General features: G+C 63.7%; 22 protein-coding genes. 14 read left to right on the forward strand and 8 right to left on the reverse strand.

Annotated features, from left to right (window positions below; all coding sequences use genetic code 11):
* Positions 1–33 precede the first annotated feature (33 nt).
* The 6 genes from B9N72_RS08210 (at position 34) to accD (ending at position 4,969) form a co-directional block, all read left to right on the forward strand.
* Positions 34–618 (forward strand): hypothetical protein, encoded by a 585-nt coding sequence (locus B9N72_RS08210; RefSeq protein ID WP_085275937.1) that lies wholly within the window; start codon positions 34–36, stop codon positions 616–618.
* Positions 615–1,403: a tRNA pseudouridine(38-40) synthase TruA gene (truA, locus tag B9N72_RS08215; RefSeq protein ID WP_085275938.1), complete on the forward strand. Its 789-nt coding sequence runs from the start codon at positions 615–617 to the stop codon at positions 1,401–1,403. The genes B9N72_RS08210 and truA overlap by 4 nt, the downstream gene beginning before the upstream one ends.
* Before the next feature lies 1 nt (position 1,404).
* Positions 1,405–2,028 (forward strand): phosphoribosylanthranilate isomerase, encoded by a 624-nt coding sequence (locus B9N72_RS08220; protein ID WP_085275939.1) that lies wholly within the window; start codon positions 1,405–1,407, stop codon positions 2,026–2,028.
* Complete coding sequence (trpB, locus tag B9N72_RS08225) at positions 2,015–3,214, forward strand: tryptophan synthase subunit beta (RefSeq protein ID WP_085275940.1); 1,200 nt, start codon at positions 2,015–2,017, stop codon at positions 3,212–3,214. The genes B9N72_RS08220 and trpB overlap by 14 nt, the downstream gene beginning before the upstream one ends.
* A 12-nt stretch (positions 3,215–3,226) precedes the next feature.
* Positions 3,227–4,015 (forward strand): tryptophan synthase subunit alpha, encoded by a 789-nt coding sequence (gene trpA, locus B9N72_RS08230; RefSeq protein WP_085275941.1) that lies wholly within the window; start codon positions 3,227–3,229, stop codon positions 4,013–4,015.
* A gap of 84 nt (positions 4,016–4,099) precedes the next feature.
* Positions 4,100–4,969, forward strand: coding sequence for an acetyl-CoA carboxylase, carboxyltransferase subunit beta (gene accD, locus B9N72_RS08235; RefSeq protein ID WP_008953718.1), 870 nt, complete (start codon positions 4,100–4,102; stop codon positions 4,967–4,969).
* An 84-nt stretch (positions 4,970–5,053) separates the two neighbouring features.
* Here the strand turns inward: accD and serA are convergent, their stop codons facing one another.
* A complete protein-coding gene (gene serA / locus B9N72_RS08240; RefSeq protein WP_085275942.1) occupies positions 5,054–6,283 on the reverse strand; it encodes a phosphoglycerate dehydrogenase in 1,230 nt (409 codons plus the stop codon).
* Between the two features lie 81 nt (positions 6,284–6,364).
* Here serA and B9N72_RS08245 point away from each other — a divergent pair, with 81 nt between their 5' ends.
* Positions 6,365–7,753 carry an FAD-binding oxidoreductase gene (locus B9N72_RS08245; RefSeq protein WP_085275943.1) on the forward strand — a complete coding sequence of 463 codons (1,389 nt, stop codon included), beginning with the start codon at positions 6,365–6,367 and terminating at the stop codon, positions 7,751–7,753.
* Positions 7,754–8,057: 304 nt separating this feature from the next.
* Here the strand turns inward: B9N72_RS08245 and B9N72_RS08250 are convergent, their stop codons facing one another.
* The gene (locus B9N72_RS08250; protein WP_085275944.1) at positions 8,058–8,774 is read right to left on the reverse strand and encodes a glutathione S-transferase N-terminal domain-containing protein; all 717 of its coding nucleotides are present in this window, start codon (positions 8,772–8,774) and stop codon (positions 8,058–8,060) included.
* A gap of 281 nt (positions 8,775–9,055) precedes the next feature.
* On the opposite strand from B9N72_RS08250, the gene B9N72_RS08255 reads away from it, so the two are divergent.
* Positions 9,056–9,493 (forward strand): GFA family protein, encoded by a 438-nt coding sequence (locus B9N72_RS08255; protein WP_085276035.1) that lies wholly within the window; start codon positions 9,056–9,058, stop codon positions 9,491–9,493.
* Between the two features lie 163 nt (positions 9,494–9,656).
* Here B9N72_RS08255 and B9N72_RS21860 read toward each other — a convergent pair whose 3' ends face one another.
* From B9N72_RS21860 to B9N72_RS08280, 4 genes are all read right to left on the reverse strand, one after another.
* Complete coding sequence (locus tag B9N72_RS21860; protein ID WP_456107093.1) at positions 9,657–10,178, reverse strand: TSUP family transporter; 522 nt, start codon at positions 10,176–10,178, stop codon at positions 9,657–9,659.
* A gap of 73 nt (positions 10,179–10,251) precedes the next feature.
* On the reverse strand, positions 10,252–11,247 hold the full coding sequence (locus B9N72_RS08270) for a CobW family GTP-binding protein (protein WP_085275945.1): 996 nt from the start codon (positions 11,245–11,247) through the stop codon (positions 10,252–10,254).
* A gap of 291 nt (positions 11,248–11,538) precedes the next feature.
* Positions 11,539–11,742 (reverse strand): YbdD/YjiX family protein, encoded by a 204-nt coding sequence (locus tag B9N72_RS08275; protein WP_085275946.1) that lies wholly within the window; start codon positions 11,740–11,742, stop codon positions 11,539–11,541.
* A gap of 12 nt (positions 11,743–11,754) precedes the next feature.
* The gene (locus B9N72_RS08280; protein WP_085275947.1) at positions 11,755–13,818 is read right to left on the reverse strand and encodes a carbon starvation CstA family protein; all 2,064 of its coding nucleotides are present in this window, start codon (positions 13,816–13,818) and stop codon (positions 11,755–11,757) included.
* A gap of 217 nt (positions 13,819–14,035) precedes the next feature.
* Between B9N72_RS08280 and B9N72_RS08285 the strand changes: the two genes are divergently transcribed.
* On the forward strand, positions 14,036–15,439 hold the full coding sequence (locus B9N72_RS08285; RefSeq protein ID WP_234985925.1) for a cache domain-containing protein: 1,404 nt from the start codon (positions 14,036–14,038) through the stop codon (positions 15,437–15,439).
* A gap of 144 nt (positions 15,440–15,583) precedes the next feature.
* Positions 15,584–16,231, forward strand: coding sequence for a response regulator (locus B9N72_RS08290; protein ID WP_085275948.1), 648 nt, complete (start codon positions 15,584–15,586; stop codon positions 16,229–16,231).
* 304 nt (positions 16,232–16,535) lie between these two features.
* On the opposite strand, the gene B9N72_RS08295 is transcribed toward B9N72_RS08290, so the two are convergent.
* Positions 16,536–18,443, reverse strand: a complete 1,908-nt coding sequence (locus B9N72_RS08295) for an ATP-binding cassette domain-containing protein (protein WP_085275949.1) — start codon at positions 18,441–18,443, stop codon at positions 16,536–16,538.
* Positions 18,444–18,759: 316 nt separating this feature from the next.
* Positions 18,760–19,785 (reverse strand): tRNA (adenosine(37)-N6)-threonylcarbamoyltransferase complex transferase subunit TsaD, encoded by a 1,026-nt coding sequence (tsaD, locus tag B9N72_RS08300; RefSeq protein ID WP_085275950.1) that lies wholly within the window; start codon positions 19,783–19,785, stop codon positions 18,760–18,762.
* A gap of 249 nt (positions 19,786–20,034) precedes the next feature.
* Here tsaD and B9N72_RS08305 point away from each other — a divergent pair, with 249 nt between their 5' ends.
* The 4 genes from B9N72_RS08305 (at position 20,035) to B9N72_RS08320 (ending at position 22,208) form a co-directional block, all read left to right on the forward strand.
* Positions 20,035–20,454, forward strand: coding sequence for an OsmC family protein (locus B9N72_RS08305; protein WP_085275951.1), 420 nt, complete (start codon positions 20,035–20,037; stop codon positions 20,452–20,454).
* 220 nt (positions 20,455–20,674) lie between these two features.
* The gene (gene flgB, locus B9N72_RS08310; protein WP_085275952.1) at positions 20,675–21,085 is read left to right on the forward strand and encodes a flagellar basal body rod protein FlgB; all 411 of its coding nucleotides are present in this window, start codon (positions 20,675–20,677) and stop codon (positions 21,083–21,085) included.
* A 2-nt stretch (positions 21,086–21,087) separates the two neighbouring features.
* Positions 21,088–21,498, forward strand: a complete 411-nt coding sequence (flgC, locus tag B9N72_RS08315) for a flagellar basal body rod protein FlgC (RefSeq protein WP_008953790.1) — start codon at positions 21,088–21,090, stop codon at positions 21,496–21,498.
* Between the two features lie 17 nt (positions 21,499–21,515).
* A complete protein-coding gene (locus B9N72_RS08320) occupies positions 21,516–22,208 on the forward strand; it encodes a flagellar hook assembly protein FlgD (RefSeq protein WP_085275953.1) in 693 nt (230 codons plus the stop codon).
* Positions 22,209–22,227 lie beyond the last annotated feature (19 nt).

Genomic DNA, 22,227 nt, shown 5'->3' on the forward strand with positions numbered 1-22,227 from the left:
TTCCATCCCGCGGCAATCTTGTTGTGTTGGCTGATGGCGGCACTGGTGGTGCAGTTTCTACCCCTGGTGCCGTTGTCGTTCTTGGCCTTGGTCGCTGCGATGCAGCTCTATGTGCAAGAGCGTACCGGGGTCGGGCAGTCGCTGCGCCGGATGCGCTGGCTGTTGCTGACGTTGTGGCTGACCATGGGGTGGTCGGTGCCGGGTGATGCCTTGTTCGATACCGCTTGGGCGCCGACGTGCGAGGGGTTGGCCGAAGGTGCGCGTCATGTCTTGCGGTTGCTCATCTTGGTCTGGCTGATTCGTGGCATCTGGTTGGCGGTGGGCCGGGATGGGGTGCTGGCTGGCCTGCTGTTTCTCCTGCGTCCCTTGCGCTGGGTGGGCCTGTCATCGGAACGCTTTGCCTTGCGCCTATGCTTGACTCTCTCGTATGCGGAGCAGTTGCTGGCGGCGACGCGGCCGTGCACGCGAAGTGCCTGGCGCAGTCTCATGGCCGAAGCCATGGCGTTACCGGCGCCGGATGGGGTACAGTTGAGGGTTTACCGCTGGAGGACATCCGATAACGTGGTCCTGGTGTCGCTGGCGGTGGGTCTGGGAGTGGTCATGAAGGCGGTTGCATGAGAGTGGCGTTGGGGGTCGAGTACGACGGCAGGGCGTTTGCAGGCTGGCAGAGCCAGCCGCACGGCAATACCGTGCAGGACAAACTGAATCTGGCCTTGTCGCAGATCGCCTGTGCGCCGGTGAATACGGTTGCCGCGGGCCGGACCGATGCTGGTGTGCATGCCCTGATGCAGGTGGTGCATTTCGATGTGGACGTGGAGCGCCCGGCAAATGCCTGGGTGCGCGGCGTCAACAGCCTTCTGCCCCCGGAAATTGCCGTGGCCTGGGCTAAGCCCGTGGACACCGAGTTTCATGCGCGCTTCTCCGCCTTTTCGCGTTCCTACAGCTATTTCCTGCTGACGCATCCGGTGCGCAGCTGCCTCCTGGCGGGCAAGGTGGGCTGGTATCACCAGCCACTGGACGTGGCGGCGATGCGGGAAGCGGCTGCTCATCTGTTGGGGCAGCATGATTTTTCCAGCTTCCGCGCCGCAGAATGCCAGGCCAAATCGCCGGTCAAACACCTGCAGCAGCTGGAGATTCACGAAGCCGATGGGTTCATCCGTTTCGATCTCTTGGCGGACGCCTTCCTGCATCACATGGTGCGCAATATCGTCGGGGCGCTAGTGTACGTAGGGAAGGGGGCGCTGAGCCCGGAGGACATGGCCGCTCTGCTGTCGGCTCAGGACCGTCGCCACGCCCCCCCCACCTTCATGCCGGACGGCCTGTATCTGACCGGGGTGGGGTACCCCGAGTCGTTCGGCGTGTCGACGGCCAGCGATCCCGTCCGGCTGACATTGTGGAGATGAGATGCTTCCCCGAGTAAAGATTTGCGGTATCACCCGGCCGGAAGACGGTGTCGAAGCAGCCCGCCTGGGCGCCGATGCCATCGGTCTGGTGTTTTATGAAAAAAGCCCGCGCAACGTATCGTTGGAACAGGCGCGCACCATCGTGCGGGCGCTGCCGCCTTTCGTCAGTGTGGTGGCCCTGTTCGTCAATCCTGACGAGACTTTCGTGCGCCGTGTCCTCGATGCCTGCCCGGTCGACATTCTGCAGTTTCACGGAGAAGAGTCGCCGGCGTTCTGCCGCTCGTTCTCCCGGCCCTATCTCAAGGCGGTGCGGGTCAGGCCGGGGGTGGATTTGCTAGAATGGGCGGCGGCCTATCACGATGCCCGTGGTTTGCTGGCCGATGCCTTCGTCGAAGGGGCCCATGGCGGCACCGGGGCGGTGTTCGACTGGACGCTGTTGCCGCCGGGCTTGCCGTTGCCGCTGATCCTGTCCGGCGGCTTGACGCCGGACAATGTGCAGCAGGCCGTGGCGAAGGTGCATCCCGCTGCCGTCGACGTGTCGAGCGGCGTGGAATCAAGTAAAGGAATCAAGGATGCGGCCAAGATGGCGGCATTCATATCAGGAGCAAGGCATGGATCGGTATGATTTTCCGGATGCCCGCGGCCATTTCGGGCCGTATGGCGGTGTCTACGTCGCCGAAACGCTGATGACGGCTTTGGCAGAGCTGAACGAGGAATATGCGCGTGCCAAGGCTGATCCGGCGTTCTGGGAAGAATTTCGCTACGAACTGAAACATTACGTTGGCCGTCCCTCTCCGATCTACCACGCCAAGCGTTGGTCGGAGCTGCTCGGCGGTGCACAGGTCTACCTCAAGCGCGAGGATCTGAATCACACCGGCGCGCACAAGGTCAACAACACCATTGGCCAGGCACTACTGGCGCGGCGTATGGGCAAGAAACGCGTGATCGCCGAAACCGGTGCCGGCCAGCATGGCGTGGCCTCGGCCACCGTGGCCGCCCGTTACGGCATGGAGTGCGTGGTGTACATGGGGGCGGAAGACGTCAAGCGTCAGTCGCCCAATGTCTACCGCATGAAGCTGTTGGGTGCTACCGTGGTGCCGGTCGAATCTGGCTCCAAGACGCTCAAGGATGCGATGAATGAGGCGATGCGCGACTGGGTGACCAATATCGATTCCACGTTCTACATCATTGGTACCGCCGCCGGTCCGCATCCCTACCCGATGCTGGTGCGCGACTTCCAGACCGTAATCGGCGAGGAATGCAAGGTGCAGATGCCAGAAATGATCGGCCGCCAGCCCGACGTGGTGGTGGCGTGTGTCGGCGGCGGTTCCAACGCCATCGGCATGTTCTACCCGTACATCGGCGTCGACGGCGTGCGCATGGTCGGCGTCGAGGCTGGTGGCAATGGTATTGAAACCGGCCGCCATGCGGCACCGCTTTCCGTCGGCAAGCCGGGTGTGCTGCATGGTTTCAGGAGCTATTTGATGTTTGACGAGGACGGCCAGATTTCCGATACCCATTCGGTGTCGGCCGGTCTGGATTACCCGGGTGTCGGTCCGGAGCACAGCTACCTCAAGGACATCGGTCGCGCCGAGTACACCGCGATCAACGACGACGAGGCGCTCAAGGCCTTCCACGACCTGTGCCGTTACGAGGGCATCATCCCTGCGTTGGAGTCGAGCCATGCGTTGGCTTGGGCTGCCAAGGTGGCGCCGACCATGAGCAAGGACCAAGTGATTCTGGTCAACCTGTCCGGTCGCGGCGACAAGGACATCAATACCGTGGCCAGCCTGTCCGGCCTGACCTTGTAAGCAGGAGTAAGCATGTCACGTATTGCCGCATGTTTTGCCGCCTTGGCCGGCAAGAAGGCCCTGATCCCGTTCATCACTGCCGGTGATCCGCACCCGGAGCAGACCGTCGGCTTAATGCACGGCCTGGTCGAGGGCGGGGCCGACATCATCGAGCTGGGGGTGCCATTTTCCGACCCGATGGCCGACGGCCCGGTGATCCAGCGCGCTTCCGAGCGGGCGCTGGCGCACAAGGTCGGTCTGCGCCATGTGCTGGAGATGGTCGCCGAGTTCCGCAAGACCAATGCCACAACGCCGGTGGTGCTGATGGGTTACCTGAATCCGCTGTGCGCCATGGGCTATGCTGAATTTGCCAAGCGCGCTGCCGCCGCTGGCGTGGACGGTATGCTGACGGTCGACTGCCCGCCGGAAGAGGCGGAAGAGCTGGCCGCCGCGCTGCAGCAGGAAAACATTGATCCGATCTTCCTGCTGGCGCCGACGACACCGGCCGAACGGGTGGCCGAGATCGCCCGTCACGCCCGCGGTTATGTCTACTATGTGTCGCTTAAAGGCGTGACCGGTGCCGGAAATCTGGACATTGACGACGTAGCGCGTAAAATTGCCGCCCTTAGACAACACATCCAAGTGCCCATCGGTGTCGGCTTCGGCATCCGTGACGGTGCGACCGCGCGTGCCATCGCCGTTACGGCCGATGCTGTCGTGGTGGGTAGCCGTCTGGTGCAGGAAATCGAGGCGGCAACGCCTGAGACCGCTCGCGAGCGGTTGACCTCTCTGGTCGCCGAACTGAAGGCGGCCATTAGTTAGTACATGTCCCCGGAGGCCTGAGCCCCGGGGCGATTGTGCTTCGGTTCACCCGTTGTGGCCGGAGCGAATGAGCAAGGAGTCAGCATGAGCTGGTTGAATAAACTCCTGCCGCCGAAGATCAAGCGCGAGAATCGCGCCGAAAAGTCCTCGGCGGTACCGGAGGGGCTGTGGAGCAAGTGCCCGGCCTGTGAAGCGGTGCTGTATTACACCGACCTGGAAAGCAATCTGCAGGTTTGCCCGAAGTGTAACCATCATCACGCGGTCTCTGCGCGGGATCGTCTGGGCATGTTGCTGGATGCCGAAGGCCGCCGCGAAATCGGTGCCGAAGTCAAACCGGTTGACATTCTGAAATTCAAGGACGGCAAGCGCTATCCCGATCGTCTGGTCGCGGCGCAGAACGCCACCGGCGAAGACGACGCCCTGGTGGTCATGCAGGGCAGCATCCTGACCCTGCCGGCGGTGGTTGCCTCGTTCGAATTCAAGTTCATCGGTGGCTCGATGGGCTCGGTCGTGGGGGAGCGTTTCGTGCGCGGCGTACAGGCTGCGGTGGAAGCCAAGGCGCCGTTCATCTGCGTTTCCGCCTCGGGTGGCGCGCGCATGCAGGAAGGCCTGAACTCGCTGATGCAGATGGCCAAGACCAGCGCCGCACTGCAGCTGCTGACCGACCACAAGCTGCCGTTCATCTCGATCCTGACCGACCCGACCATGGGCGGCGTATCGGCTTCGTTCGCCTTCCTGGGTGACGTGGTGATTGGCGAGCCGGGCGCGCTGATCGGCTTCGCCGGTCCTCGCGTGATCGAGCAGACCGTGCGCGAGACCCTGCCGGAAGGGTTCCAGCGCTCCGAGTTTCTGCTGGAGAAGGGCGCCATCGACATGATCGTCGATCGCCGCGAGCTCAAGGCCAAGGTGGCTTCGCTGATCTCGATCCTGATGAAGGAACCCGCGGTCGCCTGATTCTCCGCGCCGTTGTTCGCTCGACATGAAAACCCCGCCCATCGGCGGGGTTTTTCGTTTCCGTGCGGCCTTTCGAGGAGGGGCTCAGTACAGCACGCGGCAACGCAGCGTGCCCTCAATGCGCTGCAGGGTCTCCAGCGCGGCGTGGCTGGCGGTACTGTCGATCTCGATCACCACGTAGCCGATTTCCTCGTTGGTCTGCAGGTATTGACCGGCGATGTTGATGCCGGCGCGCGAAAATTCGTCGTTGATGCGCGCCAGCACGCCGGGCTGGTTCTTGTGGATGTGCAGCAGCCGGCATTTGCCGCGATGCTCTGGCAGCGAGACCTCCGGAAAGTTCACTGCGGTCAGCGTCGACCCGTTGTTGGAGTACTTGATCAGCTTGGCGGCCACTTCGCCGCCGATGTTGGCCTGAGCTTCCAACGTGCTGCCGCCGATATGCGGCGTCAGGATCACATTGTCGAACTCGCATAACGGCGAGCTGAACGCCTCGCCGTTGCCCTCGGGCTCGACGGGAAAGACGTCGATGGCCGCGCCGTGCAGGTGCTTGCTGCGCAGTGCTTCAGCCAGCGCGGCGATGTCCACCACGGTGCCGCGCGAGGCGTTGATCAGGTGGGAGCCGGATTTCATCGCCGAAAGCTCGGTTGCGCCGATCATGTCCTGGGTGTCAGGCGTTTCCGGCACGTGCAGTGTGACCACATCGGCCTGGCCGAGCAGTTTCTCGAGAGTCGCTACTTGGCGGGCATTTCCTAGCGGCAGCTTGTTCTCGGTATCGTAGAACGCAACCCTCATGCCGAGGGATTCGGCAAGAATGCCGACTTGGGTGCCGATGTGGCCATAGCCGACGATGCCCAGCGTCTTGCCACGTACCTCGTAGCTGTTGTCGGCCGATTTCAACCAGCCGCCGCGATGGGCCAGGGTGCTTTTCTCCGGGATGCCGCGCATCAGCATGATCGCCTCGGCGATAACCAGTTCGGCGACGGAACGGGTATTGGAGAACGGCGCGTTGAACACCGGGATGCCGTGGCGGGCGGCGGCCTTGAGGTCGACCTGATTGGTGCCGATGCAGAAGCAGCCGACTGCCATCAGCTTGTTGGCGGCGGCGAAGACCTCGCCGGTCAGCTGGCTGCGCGAGCGGATGCCGATGATGTGGGCATCGGCGATGCGTTCGAGCAGTTCTTCTGGGGGCAGCGCCTTCTTGTGATAGTCGATCTGGCTGTAACCGTCCTGACGGAAGCTGTCGACCGCGGTCTGGTGAACTCCCTCCAGAAGCAGTATCTTGATCTTGTCCTTGGCGAGCGAAAGGTTTTGCATGCCGGGTCCCGTTGTTGACCAAAAAACTCAAGTATTATTCATTATTACTCCGGATTTTCCGTCTTGACCAGAGAGTTGCCGATGATCGCTCCCCGCCTGCTTGCCGAGCTGCATGCCATGTTCAGTGCCGACCGCGTTGCCACCGATGCCGATTCCCTGACCCGCTACGGGCTGGACTGGACCCGCTACTACCAGCCAGCGCCGTCTGCCGTGGTGTTCCCGCAAACCGTGGACGAGGTCGTTGCCGTGGTGCAGTGGGCCAACCGCGAGCAGGTGGCGCTGGTGCCGTCCGGTGGCCGTACCGGGCTCTCTGGCGGGGCCGTCGCGCGGCAGGGCGAGGTGGTGGTGTCGTTCGACTGCATGAAGACCATCAGCGACTTCGACCCGGTGGCGCGCACCGTGCGCTGCCAGGCCGGCGTCATCACTGAGACGCTGCAACAGTTTGCCGCCGAGCAGGGGCTGTACTATCCGGTCGACTTCGCCTCGCGCGGCTCCAGCCAGATCGGTGGCAACATCGCCACCAACGCCGGTGGTATCAAGGTGGTGCGCTACGGCATGACCCGCGAGTGGGTGGCCGGGCTGACCGTGGTGACCGGCAAGGGTGAGGTGCTGCGGCTGAACAATGGGCTGGCCAAGAACAATACTGGCTACGACTTGCGCCACCTCTTCGTCGGTTCGGAAGGGACGCTCGGCTTTATCGTCGATGCCACCCTGAAGCTGGCTCGTCAGCCGGCCGAGCTGGGGGTGATGGTGTTGGCGGTGCCGCAGTTGACCGACATCATGAAGCTGTTCCACGCCTTCCGCGAACGGATCGATCTTAACGCCTTCGAGTTTTTCTCGGAAAAAGCGATGCGCCACGTCCTGGCGCGTGGTCACGTCAAGCGGCCGTTCGAGGGCGAAGCCGACTACTACGTGCTGCTGGAGTTCGAGAAACTGGCCGCCGATACCGAGGAGGTGGCCCTGGCCGTGTTTGAGGCGTGCGCCGAACAGGGTTGGCTGGTGGACGGGGTGCTGTCGCAGTCCGAGCAGCAGGCCAAGGACCTGTGGCGGCTGCGCGAAGACATCAGCGAGTCGATCACCCCCTACAAGCCTTACAAGAACGACATCGCGGTAACGGTGAGCCGGGTGCCGGCCTTTGTCGAACGGCTCGATGCTATCCTGTCACGCGAATACCCGGATTTCGAGGTGCTGTGGTATGGCCATATCGGCGACGGCAACCTGCACATCAATATCCTGAAGCCCGATGCGCTGGAACTCGACGACTTTCGCCGTGCCTGCGAGCAGGTCAACAAACACGTCTTCTCCCTGGTGGGGGAGTTCTGCGGCAGCATGTCGGCCGAACACGGCGTCGGCCTCTTGAAGCGCGATTATCTGGATGTGACGCGCAGTGTCGAGGAGATCGCGCTGATGCGTGCCATCAAGGTAGTGTTCGACCCGAACGGGGTGATGAACCCGGGCAAATTGCTGTAAACCTTACCGAAGAGGGCGCGTATGTCACGAGGGATTTCGTTGGTGTAATACGGGTTTGCCTATTTTTTAACCGGCTTGATTTTCCTCTTTTGTAACAAGCTCTTGTTGCTGTTTTCCACAGACTGTCCACGTCACTATTCAGCAGGGTTGTGAGTTTGTGGGAAAATCTTGCAGGATTTTGACGGTTTTTTGGGCGGTAGCAGCAAGTAGCTAACCCGAAAAGGGTTTTTCGGGTTATTCATGGCTTATCCACAGGGTTATTCAGCGATGGCTGTGGATAGCTTGGTGGGGCTTTCGCCCGGTCTTACACAGGGGCTGCGTCCCGGCTGGGAATGGTCAGCCCTTTTGCTACGGCCGGGCGCGCGAGGAATTGATCCAACGCGCGCGTGACGTGCGGGAAATCCGCAATCCCCACCAGTTCACCGGCCTCGTAGTAACCGATCAGGTTGCGTACCCAGGGGAAGATCGCTATGTCGGCAATTGTGTAGGCATCTCCCATGATCCACTTGCGGTCGGCGAGTCTCTGGTTGAGTACGCCAAGCAAGCGTCTGGACTCGGCAATGTAGCGGTCGCGCGGCCGCTTGTCTTCGTACTCCCTGCCGGCGAACTTGTTGAAGAACCCCACCTGTCCAAACATCGGGCCGATGCTGCCCATCTGGAACATCAGCCATTGCAGCGTCTCGTAGCGGCCCGCCGGATCCTGTGGCATGAATTTCCCAGCCTTGTCGGCAAGATGGACGAGAATCGCACCGGATTCGGACAGCGGTAGCGGCTTTCCTCCCGGACCGGTCGGATCGATGATCGCCGGAATCTTGTTGTTCGGATTGAGCGACAGGAACTCCGGCGACATCTGGTCGTTGGTTTCGAAGCTTACGAGATGCGGCTCGTAAGCCAGGCCGGTTTCTTCCAGCATGATCGATACCTTGACGCCGTTGGGCGTCGGCAAGGAATAGAGCTGGATACGGTCGGGATGGCGCGCGGGCCATTTCTTCGTGATGGGAAAGGCGGAAAGATCGGTCATGGTTTCCTTGGCATGTTGTTCGCAATCAACGCGACCAATATAAACACTCGGGCGATTTTTGTCCCGAGAGGGCTTTGCCGGTGGGAAGGATGAATTCTTTCATGAAAGCGGCGACCTATCGCAAGGGAGCGCTTCGATGGAAGAGCAGCCTTCCGCCTGCAGAGGAGGACGGTCCGAATGGTCGTTTACGGGGATGGGGCTGAAGATGCAAAGTCTTGCTTGTCGCCAGCAGGAGCATAGGGAAGGATGTCTACTTTGAGTCAGATATCGGGGGAGTTGTCATGCACAGAATGACCGGTGGGTGTCATTGCGGAAATATCCACTTCGAAATGGCGCTTCCCCATGCCCCGGAAACCTATAACCCGCGAGCATGCGACTGCGATTTTTGCCATAAGCACGGCGCAGCGTATGTGGCTGACCCGGATGGTTCGCTGCTCATTCGTCTGCAAGACGAGCACATGGTGACGCGATATCGCCAAGGTGCGGGGATTGCGGATTGTCTGGTGTGCGCGACATGCGGTGTGCTGGTCGCTATTCATTATCAAGATGATCAAGGCGAGGGGAGGGGGTTCGCTGTTGTAAACAGCCGGGCTGTCGATGGAGGTGTGCGCTTTGGCGAGAGCATTCCGGTTTCGCCGAAGGCGCTAACCGCCAGCGAGAAGGTGGAGCGCTGGAAAAGACTCTGGTTTCAACAGGTCGCCATCTTGGCCTCCGCTTGACGATGGGAGTTGCTGAGGTGGGGGCTTGGGTTCCATCTCTCGGCATGTCCCGTTCTTTCCAATCAGAATAAGGAATCACATCCCAAATGCTGCAGATTTTCGGAAAATCGCCGTCCACCAATGTCCGGAAAGTGCTGTGGACGTGCATGGAATTGGACCTCGATTACGAGTAGGAGCAATGGGGCTCGGGGTTTCGTTCGACAGAGGCTCCGGAGTTTCTGGCCATGAACCCGAATGCCATGGTGCCGGTGATTCGCGATGGGGACTTGGTCGTATGGGAGTCGAATTTGATGATCAGGATGACCAGCAGACATAGAAACGGCCCGCGTATGAAGTGGGTGCCACGCTTCATGGCGACGTAGGTGCCGGTGACGGCGCCGAGCATGTTGCTGACTGCCATCGGGGCGGCTGTGGCGTAGAGCACTTTCCCTGTCGCGCCGAAGAAGACCATGGCGAAGGCGCTGACGGCTGCCGGGAGTGCCAGGCTCCACGGGATGGAGACGCGTCCGATGAAGGAGCGGGTGGCAAACGATGTTCCACATGCCGTGGTGACTTTATTGGTGCCGAGTAAGGTGGCGGACGGGACCGAGGGCAGGGGGTTGAACAAGGCCGGAATCTGGGTCAGACCGCCACCACCGACAGCGGCGTCGATCAGCCCGGCGCAGAAGGCGAAAAGGCAGAGTATCGAAGAGGCCGAGCGGCGTCGCGGGCCGGGAGTAAGGGCCGCCTTGGTTGGGCGGCTTTTGCTTGAGCGGCGGTCAGGCGTTGGCGATGCAGGCGGCGAACTCGGCGCGGATGGCGTCGGCCGGAAGTTGCTGGCCGATCAGCACGATGTCGGAGCGGGGCGTTTCGTCGTTCTGCCATTCCCGGCCGTAGTCGAAGCCGGTGATACGGTGCACGCCCTGGAACACCAGTCGGCGTGGTTCGCCGGCGATGGCCAGCACTCCCTTGTAGCGCAGCAGCTGCTCGGCATGCTGCTCGACCAGCCGGTTCATGAAGGCGCTGATGCGCTGCAGGTCGAGCGGCCCGTCGTGGGTCAGATGCAGCGCGGCGATGTCGTCGGCGAACGAGCGTGTGGCGGCCGGGCGGAAGTTCAGGTTGCGCTCGCCCGTTGCCGGGCGTAGCAGGTTTTCGTCGAGGTGGAAGCCGCGCACGCCGAACGCCAGCGCCGACGCGATGTGGCCCTGAACCAGCCTGTGCTGCTCGGCCTGGCTGTTGATGGCGGCGAGCCGCGCACCGAGGCGCTCGAGGCTGGCTTCGTCGACCAGGTCGGTCTTGGAGATCAGCAGGCGGTCGGCGAAGCCGGCCTGTTTGCGCGCCACCAGATGCTCGTCCAGTTGCTGCTCGCCGTGCACGGCGTCGACCACGGCGAGCACGCCGTCGAGCGCGTAGGCTTCGGCCAACGTGTCGTCGCTGAAGAAGGTCTGGGCGATCGGTGTCGGGTCGGCGAGCCCGGTGGTTTCGATCACCAGCCGGGTGAAGGCGAGCTCGCCGTCGCGGCGGCGCTGGTGGAGCGAATGCAGGTGGCGCGACAGGTCGCCGCGGATGGTGCAGCACAGGCAGCCGTTGGTCATTTCGACTAGTTCATCGCGCTCGCGGATCAGCAGTTCGCTGTCGATGCTGACCGGGCCGAACTCGTTTTCGATCACCACGATGCGCTCGCCGGCTTCGGCCAGCAGGTGGTTGAGCAGGGTGGTCTTGCCTGCTCCGAGAAAGCCGGTGAGCAGGGTGACGGGGATGGGGCTCTGGGTCATGGTGTGTTCCCTATGAACCTGTTCATGCTCGTGCCGCATGGCCCCGGCCGTGGCTCGGAGGAGGGGCAGAGCAGTGAGTAGCGTACGATCTGAGAAAGGGCGTATCGCGCTCGGTGGGGTTTAAAACCGCTTGCCGTCGATGAGCGGGCCAAGGCAGCTTGAGTGGTGTCGCCGGCGTCGGGTGGGGCGGCAGCGCGAAACCCATCGATCGCTGTCGATGGGTTTCGGATGCTTTTACCCGCCCTGCGAACGCTCAAGACGCCAAGGCGCAGCCGCCTCATGCAACAGGTTTCAGCAGCAGCGTCCCACCTTGCCACTCCCCCCGCCGTAGCGGGCGTCCTGGCGTTCCCGGAAAAACTCCTCGTACGTCATCGGCGTCTGGTCCGGGTGGGTGGTGCGCATGTGCTCCACGTAGGTGTCGTAGTCGGGCAGACCCACCATCAGGCTGGCGGCCTGCCCGAGATACTTACCCAGTTTGCCAAGCTGGTCGAACATGGTCTGTGTCCGTCAGGCGCGGCCGGCTTCGGCCACCACCGGCGAGGTTTCCTGGGCGGTGGGGTGGGCACTGCGCCAGGCCTGCAGGCAGGCGCGCAGGCCGAAGCCCAGCACGCTCAGCACCACCAGGATGAACAGGATGGCGAGCCCGGCGTCCAGACGGTCGTTGAACACGATCTGGTGCATCTGCTCGATGCTCTTGGCCGGGGCCAGTACTTTGCCTTCGACGATGGCGTTCTGGTACTTGGCGGCGTGCGCCAGGAAGCCCACTTTCGGGCTGTCGGCAAACACCTTGAGCCAACCGGCGTACAGCGTGCAGGCCAGCAGCCACACGGTCGGCACGATGGTGACCCAGGCGTAGCGCTCGCGCTTGAGCTTGAACAGCACCACGGTGGCCAGGATCAGCGCCACGGCGGCCAGCATCTGGTTGGAGATGCCGAACAGCGGCCACAGCGTGTTGATGCCGCCCAGCGGATCGACCACGCCCTGGTACAGGAAGAAGCCCCAGGCGGCCACGCACAGGCCGGTGGCGATCAGGTTGGCCGGCAGCGAGTCGGTCTTCTTGAAGCCCGGTACGAACACGCCCAGCAGGTCCTGCAGCATGAAGCGACCGGCGCGGGTGCCGGCGTCGACGGCGGTGAGGATGAACAGCGCCTCGAACAGGATGGCGAAGTGGTACCAGAACGCCTTCATGCCGTTGCCGCCGAACACGCTGGAGAGGATTTCGGCCATGCCGACGGCCAGCGTCGGGGCGCCGCCGGCGCGCGAGATGATGGTGTGCTCGCCCAGCGTCTGCGCGGTATGGGTCAGCATCTCCGGGGTGATGACGAAGCCGAACTGCGACACCGCCAGCGCGGCCGATTCAGCGGTCTTGCCGAGCAGGGCAGCCGGGCTGTTCATGGCGAAGTAGACGCCTGGCTCGATGCAGGCGGCGGCCACCAGCGCCATGATGGCGACGAACGACTCCATCAGCATGCCACCGTAGCCGATGAACGGCGCGTGGGTCTCGTTTTCCAGCAGCTTCGGCGTGGTGCCGGAGGAGATCAGGGCATGGAAGCCCGATACCGCGCCGCAGGCGATGGTGATGAACAGGAAGGGGAACACGCTGCCCGACCACACAGGGCCGGAGCCGTCGATGAAGCGGGTGACCGACGGCATCTTCAGTTCCGGCATCACGATGACGATGCCGATGGCCAGGCCGAGGATGGTGCCGATCTTGAGGAAGGTGGACAGGTAGTCGCGCGGGGCCAGCAGCAGCCACACCGGCAGCACCGAGGCGATGGCGCCGTAGCCGATCAGGATCCAGGTCAGTTCCTTGCCGGTGAAGGTGAACAGGCTGGAGAGCGCCGGACTGGCCGCCACCTGGCCGCCGCCGACGATGGCCAGCATCAGCAGCACGAAGCCGATCAGCGAGATTTCGCCGATGCGGCCCGGGCGGATGTAGCGGGTGTACACGCCCATGAACAGCGCGATGGGGATGGTGGCGCCCACGGTGAAGGTGCCCCACGGGCTGTCGGCCAGGGCCTTGACCACGATCAGCGCCAGCACGGCGAGGATGATCACCATGATCATGAAGGTGCCGAACAATGCGATCACGCCGGGAATCGGACCCAGCTCGGACTTGATCAGGTCGCCCAGCGAGCGGCCGTCGCGGCGCGTGGAGATGAACAGCACCATGAAGTCCTGCACCGCGCCGGCGAACACCGCCCCGGCCAGGATCCACAGCATGCCGGGCAGGTAGCCCAGTTGCGCAGCGAGTACCGGGCCGACCAGCGGGCCGGCGCCGGCGATGGCGGCGAAATGGTGGCCGAACAGCACGTTCTTGTTGGTCGGCACGTAGTCGAGGCCGTCGTTGAGGCGCACCGCCGGGGTAGCGCGACGCGGGTCGAGTTGCATTACCTTGGTGGCGATGAAGCGGCTGTAGTAGCGGTAGGCGATCAGGTAGACGGATACCGCGGCAGCGACGATCCAGAGCGCATTGATCGTTTCGCCGCGATGCAGGGCGACGGTGCCGAGCGCGAACGCGCCGACAAGCGCCACCAGAAACCACCCGAGGTGGCCGGCAAGGCGTTGCATGTTGTCTCTCTCCAGTGTGGCGGCATGGTGTGTGGACATGCCTTCTTGTGTATTTGCCGACGACGTCGGTGTGGGACGGTCGGCGGACGGCTCTACTATTCGCCATGTCGCGGTAAAGGAAAATTCGCACTACTACCGCAGTCGATCTACGTAGTTCTGCGTAGGGGCGGCTGGGAGCCCTGTTTTGCCGGATGCACGTAGTAGGGCTGGCGTTACAATGCGTCGTTGGCAGCGCGGCATTGCGGCCGTCTGCCTGTCTTCCACCACCCTGTCCGTCGCCATGCAGACCAAACACAAAGTCGTGCTGCTTACCATCCTGCCTTTGCTGCTGGCGATGCTGGCGCTGGGCGGCTTGCTGGTGCACCGCAGCCAGCGCCTGACCGAGCAGCAGACCCAGCTCATCGAAGAGACCCTGCTCGCCTCCAAGCAGGCCGAACTGCAGCATTACACCCAGCTCGCGATGACGGCGATCGGGCCGCTCTACGCCTCCGGCCGCAACGACGCCGCCACCCAGGAGCAGGCCAAGGCCATCCTGCGCGGCATCAGCTACGGCGAGGACGGCTATTTCTTCGTCTACGATCTTTCCGGTAACAACCTGGTGCATCCGCGCAAGCCGGGCCTGGTCGGCAAGAACCTGTGGGACCTCACCGACCCGCACGGCCGCCACGTGATCCGTTCGCTGCTGGCCGCGGCGACCAGCGGCACGGGGTTTCAGCGCTACGACTGGGAGAAGCCGTCGTCGCACCAGATGACCGAGAAGCTGGGCTACGTGGTGCTGCTGGAACGCTGGGGCTGGGTGCTGGGCACCGGGGTGTATATCGACGATATCGAACGCACCACGGCGCAGATGCGCAGCCGCTCTTCGGCCAACGTGCGCGACACCCTGTGGGGCATCGCCGCCGTGGCCGGGGCGGCGGTGCTGCTGGTGTTCGCCGGCGGGGTGGTGCTCAACGTCAGCGAGCACCGTGTCGCCGACGCCAAGCTCAAGGCGCTGACGCAGCGGCTGGTGAATTCGCAGGAGCAGGAGCGCGCGCGCGTGTCGCGCGAGCTGCACGACGGCATCAGCCAGCTTTTGGTGTCGGTCAAGTTCCAGTTCGAGCTGGCGCAGCACAAGCTGGAAGCCGGCGAGCCGGCCCTGGCCGAAGTGGAGAAGGGGTTGGGCGGGCTGGGCGACGCGCTCAGCGAGGTGCGGCGCATCTCGCACGATCTGCGGCCGTCGGTGCTCGACATGCTCGGGTTGTCGGCAGCGCTGGGGCAGCTCTCCGCAGAATTCGAGCGTCGCAGCGGCATCCGCGTGGCGTTCGACAACAGCCTGGACGATACCTGCCTCGACGACCGTCAGGCGGTGGCGCTGTTCCGCATCGCCCAGGAGGCGTTTACCAATATCGAGCGCCACGCCCGCGCTCGCAACGTGACGCTGACCCTGTCCCGCGAGCGGTACGGCGTGCGCATGGCGGTGCGGGACGACGGCTGCGGTTTCGATGTCGCCAATGTCGACCGCTCCCAGACCCGCGGCATCGGTCTGCGCAATATCCGCGAGCGCGCCGAGCACCTGGGCGGCAGCTGCCTGCTCGGTTCGCGTCCGGGAGAAACCGAGCTGGAAGTGCGGCTGCCGGTCTGAGCAGACGCCCGTCACCGCACGCCGACGGTCCCGGCGTCACGCGGGCGCCTGCGGCGTGCAACGAAAACGGGAGTTGCCGTGAGCGCCATCGCCTAGGCAAGATGGCGGCTTGTCCGGCCTCGCCGCCCCCTGCTGGAGTCTGAAATGAGTCTGCAACAACCGAATGCCGCGTCCCGCATCCGCCTCGTGCTGGTGGACGACCATCCCCTGGTGCGCGACGGGCTGCGTGCTCGCCTGAGCAGCGTTCCTCGTCTGGATGTGGTGGGGGAGGCCGGCAGCGGCCGCGAGGCGCTGGAGCTGGCCGACACCCTGCGCCCGGACATCATGCTGGTCGACATCGGCATGCGCGACATGAACGGCATCCAGCTCACCGCCGCGCTGCGCGAGCGCCATCCCGGCGTGGTGGTGGTGATCCTCAGCATGTACGACAACGCCGAATACGTTTCCAGCGCGGTGCGCGCCGGCGCGCGCGGCTACGTGCTCAAGGACGCGCCGTCTCAGGAGATCATCGCCGCCATCGAGGCCGCGGTGGCGGGCGGCAGCTATTACAGCCACGCCGTGACGCACGCCCTGATCGAGCCGGCACCGCAGCCGGACCCACTCACCGAGCGCGAGCGCGAGGTGCTGTTGTTGCTCGCCGCCGGGCACAGCAACAAGATGGTGGCGGCGAGCCTGGAGATCAGCGTGCGCACCGTCGAGGCGCACCGCTTGAACCTGCGCCGCAAGCTGGGGGCGGAGAATGTCGCGGCGCTGGTGAAGTATGCGATGGAGCGCGGCTGGATCAAGGGGTAAATCTCTCCCCATCGGGTGGCTGCGCCTTGGCACCCTGAGTGCACGCAGTGATTCGCTCGGGGACACGGAATCCTCACGGACTCTATGTCCATTCCGGTTCCTGTGCGCTGGCGGCACTCAAGCTGCTTTGGCCCGCTCGCCGGGAGGAATGCGCTTTCCAGGAGCGGGATGTGGGATGGGAGAAGCGCAGGACTTAGGATGGGGGGGCGCGCAGAGCAACCCATCATGATCAGGGGTGGGCGGAGCCCCTCGTCCTGCTTCGATGGCTCCCGCGGATTCCCACTTGCTCGTTCGGTGCCGGCCCTTACGCCAGGTTGGCCGTAATCCCTTCCAGCTCGTCCTGCAGCAGCAGCCATTCTTCTTCGACCTCGGCCAGCCGCGCCGACACCTCGCCCTGGCGCTTGATACTGGCGGCGAGCTTGGCCTTGTTGCTGTCCTGGTAGGCTTCTTCTGAGGCAAGGAAGCCGTCCAGTTCGGCCTTCTCGCCGGAGAGCTTTTCCAGCTCCTTTTCCAGCTTGCCGAGCTTGGTGAGCAAAGGCTTCTTCAGTGCCGACAGGCGCTGGCGCTCTTCGGCTTCCTGGCGCTTCTGTTCCTTGCGGTTGACGGTCTGGGCGTCGCCAGCAGACGGTTTGGCGCCTTCGGCCAACTGCTCGAGGCGCCACTGGCGGTAGTCTTCGAGGTCGCCGTCGAACGGCCGTACCGTGCCGTCGGCGACCAGCCAGAACAGGTCGGTGGTCGATTCCAGCAGGGCGCGGTCGTGCGAGACCACCACCAGCGCGCCGGGAAAGTCCTGCAGCGCCAGCGTCAGGGCGTGGCGCATCTCCAGGTCGAGGTGGTTGGTCGGTTCGTCGAGCAGCAGCAGGTTGGGCTTTTCCCATACGATCAGCGCCAGCGCCAGACGCGCCTTCTCGCCGCCGGACATCGGCCCGACCGGGCTGGTGGCGGCGTCACCACGGAAGTTGAAGCCGCCGAGGAAGGTGCGCAGATCCTGCTCGCGTGCCTGCGGCGCCAGCCGCGCCAGGTGCTGCAGCGGCGTGTCGTCCATGCGCAGCGTTTCCAGTTGGTGCTGGGCGAAGTAGCCGATCTTCAGCATCTGCGCCCCGATCACTTCGCCTTCCAGCGCCTTCAACTCGCCGGCCAACAGTTTGACCAGGGTCGATTTGCCGGCGCCGTTGACGCCTAGCAGGCCGATGCGGCTGCCGGCTTCCACCGACAGCGACACGCGCTGCAGGATCGGCGTGCTGCCGTAACCGATGGCGACCTTGTCGAGCCGCAGCAGCGGGTTGGGCAGGGAGGCCGGCGCGGCGAAGGTGAAGTCGAACGGCGAGTCGACGTGCGCCGGGGCGATGCGTTCCAGCTTCTCCAGCGCCTTGACCCGGCTCTGCGCCTGGCGCGCCTTGGTGGCCTTGGCCTTGAAGCGGTTGATGAACGATTCGAGGTGGGCGATCTGGCGTTGCTGCTTGTCGAACTCCGACTGCTGGCGCGCCAGCTTCTCGGCGCGCATGGTCTCGAACTGGCTGTAGTTGCCGGTGTAGAGCGTCAGCGTCTGGTTGGCCACTTCGACGATCTGGCCGCACACCGCGTCGAGGAAGTCGCGGTCGTGCGAGATCACCAGCAGCGTGCCGGGGTAGGCCTTGAGCCAGTCCTCCAGCCACAGCACGGTCTCCAGGTCGAGGTGGTTGGTCGGTTCGTCGAGCAGCAACAGGTCGGAGCGGCACATCAGCGCCTGCGCCAGGTTGAGGCGCATGCGCCAGCCGCCGGAGAAACTCGCCACTTCGCGCTCTTGGGCTTCCGGGGCAAAACCGAGGCCGGTCAGCAGCTTGGCAGCGCGCGCCGGGGCGGCGTAGCCGTCGATGTGGTCGAGCTCGCCGTGCAGATGGCCGATGGCGCTGCCGTCGTTGGCGTGTTCTGCTTCGGCCAGCTTGCGCTGCAGCTGGCGCAGTTCGGCGTCGCCGTCGAGCACGTAGTCGAGCGCCGAGCAGGTGAGCGCCGGGGTTTCCTGCGCCACGTGGGCGATGGTCCAGTGCGCCGGCACCGAGGCCTCGCCGCTGTCGGCGTGCAACTGGCCCATCAAGAGGGCGAACAGGCTGGATTTGCCGGCGCCGTTGGCGCCGACCACACCGGCCTTGTAGCCGGGGTTGAGGGTGATGCTGGCGTTGGTGAGCAGTTCTTTCAGCCCGCGGCGCAGGCTGAGGTTTTGCAGTTGGATCATGGAGTTTCCTGCGCCGCTGACGGCGCGGTTTAAGAGCCTGTCTCATTAGGCGGCTATGCCTTCGCATCTTGAGTGCCAGCGGTACTGCGTGCGAATTGATCGCTGAGCAAATCCCTGCGTGCCAATCTTCGATTGGCTCAGCGATGAATTTGCACGCAGTAATTCGCTCAGCGATCAGGAATCCTCATGTACTCCGTGTACATTCCGGTTCCTGCGCTCCGGTGGAACTCAACCCGCTTTGGTTCGCTTGCCGACTGAAACAGGCTCTGAATCATCGCTGAGTCTCTATTTCATGGCCGATGCATACGCTTGGCCGTCAAGCGGCGGGCAGGCTGCCCAAATCCCACCTCGGCTTGACGCTGTAGCCGCCAGCTGGCTGGGCGTACTTCAGGCGCATGGCGCCGGCGTAGGCGATCATCGCGCCGTTGTCGGTGCACAGCGCCAGGGGCGGGTAGAACACCTCGAAGCGCCCCTTGGCCGCCAGCGCGTCGAGTGCGGCGCGCAGCTGCTTGTTGGCGCCAACGCCGCCCGCCACCACCAGCCGCGCCATATCGGCCTGCTTCAGCGCCTTGAGCGACTTGCCGACCAGAACATCGACGATGGCGTCCTGGAAGGCGCGGCAGATGTCGTTGCGGGTCTGGGCGTCGATCGGACCGTGTTCAGCCTCCTGATGCCGCACCAGTGTCAGCACGGCGGTCTTCAGGCCGGAAAAGCTCATATCTAGATCGTCCGACTTCAGCATCGGGCGCGGCAGCGTGAAGCGCGCCGGATCGCCGCTTTCGGCCAGCCTGGAGAGCGTCGGGCCGCCGGGGTAGTCGAGCCCGAGCAGCTTGGCGGTCTTGTCGAAGGCCTCGCCGGCGGCATCGTCCAGCGTCTCGCCGAGAATCTCGTAATCGCCCACGCCGCGCACCGCCATCAACTGGGTGTGGCCGCCGGAGACCAGCAGCGCGACGAAGGGGAAGGCCGGCTTCGGCTCGGCCAAGAGCGGCGAGAGCAGGTGGCCCTCGAGGTGGTGCACTCCGACCACCGGGATACCGAGCCCGAAGGCCAGCGCATTGGCGATGCTGGCGCCCACCAGGAGCGCGCCGCCCAGGCCCGGGCCCTGGGTGTAGGCAATGGCATCCACATCCTGCAGCGTCTTGCCGGCCTCGGCGAGGCAGGATTCGGTCAGCGGGATGGCGCGGCGGATGTGGTCGCGGCTCGCCAGTTCCGGCACCACGCCGCCGTATTCGGCGTGCATCGCCATCTGCGTGTGCAGCTGATGGGCCAACAGGCCCTGTTCGGTGTCGTACAGTGCGACCCCGGTTTCGTCGCAGGACGATTCAATACCTAGTACCAGCATGATGAAAGTTTTAAAACCTGTTCACGATCTTGCTGCGCGCCCCTGATCGGGGCTCATGTGCTGCTCGAAATCCTCATGTACTGCGTGTACATTCCGGTTTCTGTGCTGCTCTTCACTCCGCTGAGGGCCGCTCGCGACAGATCGTGAACAGGTTCCCAGCAGGAAAATCTTTCCATTTTACCGGCGAATCTTTGTGAGCCCAAATCGGCGATGGTAGTCTTGCAGGCTTGATTGACCAGGAGAACAACAATGCAGGCCAAACTGAGATGGATCGACGGGGTGTGTTTCATGGGTGAGACCGGCAGCGGCCACGCCGTGGTGATGGACGGCGCCCCTGAGGGCGGTGGCCGCAACCTCGGCCCGCGCCCGATGGAGCTGCTGCTGCTCGGCACCGCCGGCTGCACCAGCTACGACGTGCTGAGCATCCTGAAAAAATCGCGCCAGGACGTGCACGACTGCTGGGTCGACATTGACGCCGACCGCGCCGACACCGACCCCAAGGTGTTCACCCGCATCCATTTCCACTTCGTCGTGGTCGGCCGCGAACTGAAGCCCGATACCGTCGAGCGCGCCATCAAGCTGTCCGCCGAAAAGTACTGCTCGGCCTCGATCATGCTGGGCAAGACTGCCGATATCACTCACGACTTCGAGCTGCGCGAGCCCGCCTGAGCCAGCGGCCTTCGGCCAACGCTGGCCGCATGTCACGGCGCCACCTTGAGGGTGGCGTTTTTCATTCCTGCCGCCCGGGCGGCAATAGTTGCCGCCTTGCCGTACCGACCAGGTTGCCGCTCCTTCTTCCTCCGGGCGAAATCCCGTCATTTCAAGCCCTTGCCTCTAGTGATCGTGTTGGCATGAAAAATGCTTTTGGGGTGTTATTCAGGAGAAGGTCATGCTCGACAAGATTGCCCACTATTTCGATTTCCAGCAGCAGGCGCTCAATCTGCGCGCCAAGCGCGCCGAGGTGATCGCCAGCAACATCGCCAACGCCGATACGCCGAACTACAAGGCGGTGGACCTCGATTTCGCGTCGGCGCTGCACTCGGCGCAAGGCAAGCAATCGGGCCTGGCCCTGACCGTCACCGACCCGGCGCACATCGCCTCGTCGTCTGGCTCGGGCGACGCCGGCGCTCCCGAGCTCAAGTACCGCAGCGCCGTGCAGCGCAGCCTGGACGGCAACACCGTGGACATGGACGTCGAGCGCGCGGCCTTCACCGACAACGCCATGCAATACCAGTCCACGCTGACCTTTCTCAATCGCCGCATTTCCAGCCTGAACGAAGCCATCAAGGGAGGTCAGTAAGCATGTCGCTGAGCAACGTCTTCACCATCGCCGGTTCGGCGCTGACCGCACAGTCGATGCGCCTCAACGTGGTCGCGAGCAACATCGCCAACGCCGAAAGCGCCACCAGCTCGACCGGCCAGCCCTACCAGGGGCGGCACGTGGTGTTCACCGCCATCCCGGTGTCGGCCACTCAGCCGCAGGTGGCCGGCGTGCGCGTGACCTCGGTGGTGGAAGACACCACCCCGCCGCGCCTCAAGTACGACCCGGGCAATCCGTTGGCCGACCAGCGCGGCTACGTCAACCTGCCCAACGTCAACCCGGTGGAGGAAATGGCCGACATGATTTCCGCTGCGCGCTCCTACCAGACCAACGTTGAACTGATGAATACCGCCAAGAACCTGCTGCAGAAGACCCTGCAGCTGGGGCAATAAGCCTGGAGGGCTGAGACATGACCGTGACTTCCACGACCAATAACCCCTACTCCGTTTTGAATACCGGCAGCAGCACCTCGTCGTCCTCTGTCTCGGCGTCCTCGGCGGAAGGTATCCAGAACCGCTTCCTGACGCTCTTGACCACCCAGCTCAAGTCGCAGGACCCGATGAACCCGATGGAAAACAACGAGATCACCTCGCAGATGGCGCAGATCAGCCAGGTGACCGGGCTCGAGAACCTCAGCAAATCGATCAACTCGCTGCTGCAGAGCCAGTATGGCACCCAGTCGCTGCTGGCGGCTTCGCTGGTCGGCAAGAGTGCGATGATCGACGGCAATACTCTCACCCTGGGGCAAGGAGGCACGGCGCAGGGCGGTGTGATTCTCGATGGCTCGGCGCAGAACCTGGCGATCACCGTGAAGAACGCGAACGGCGAGGTGATCGATACCTTCACCATGAACAACGTCAAGTCGGGCCTGACCACCTTCAACTGGGACGGCACCGACAAGGACGGCAACGCGGTCGCCGCCGGGGTGTACACCTTCAGCGTCGCCGCCACCAACGAGAGCAATGGCAAGACCACGTCGGTAACGGCCGAGCCGCTCTCCAACCAGCACGTCGACGCCGTGGTGTGGGACAAGGGCAGCCCCTACATCGTGACGCCGCAAGGCGGCCGCGTGGCCATCGCCAACATCGTTCAAGTGTCTTGATGCTGCAGTACTGAAAGCG

Origin of the sequence: Pseudogulbenkiania subflava DSM 22618 (assembly GCF_900177275.1) — a bacterium.
GTDB lineage: Bacteria > Pseudomonadota > Gammaproteobacteria > Burkholderiales > Chromobacteriaceae > Pseudogulbenkiania > Pseudogulbenkiania subflava.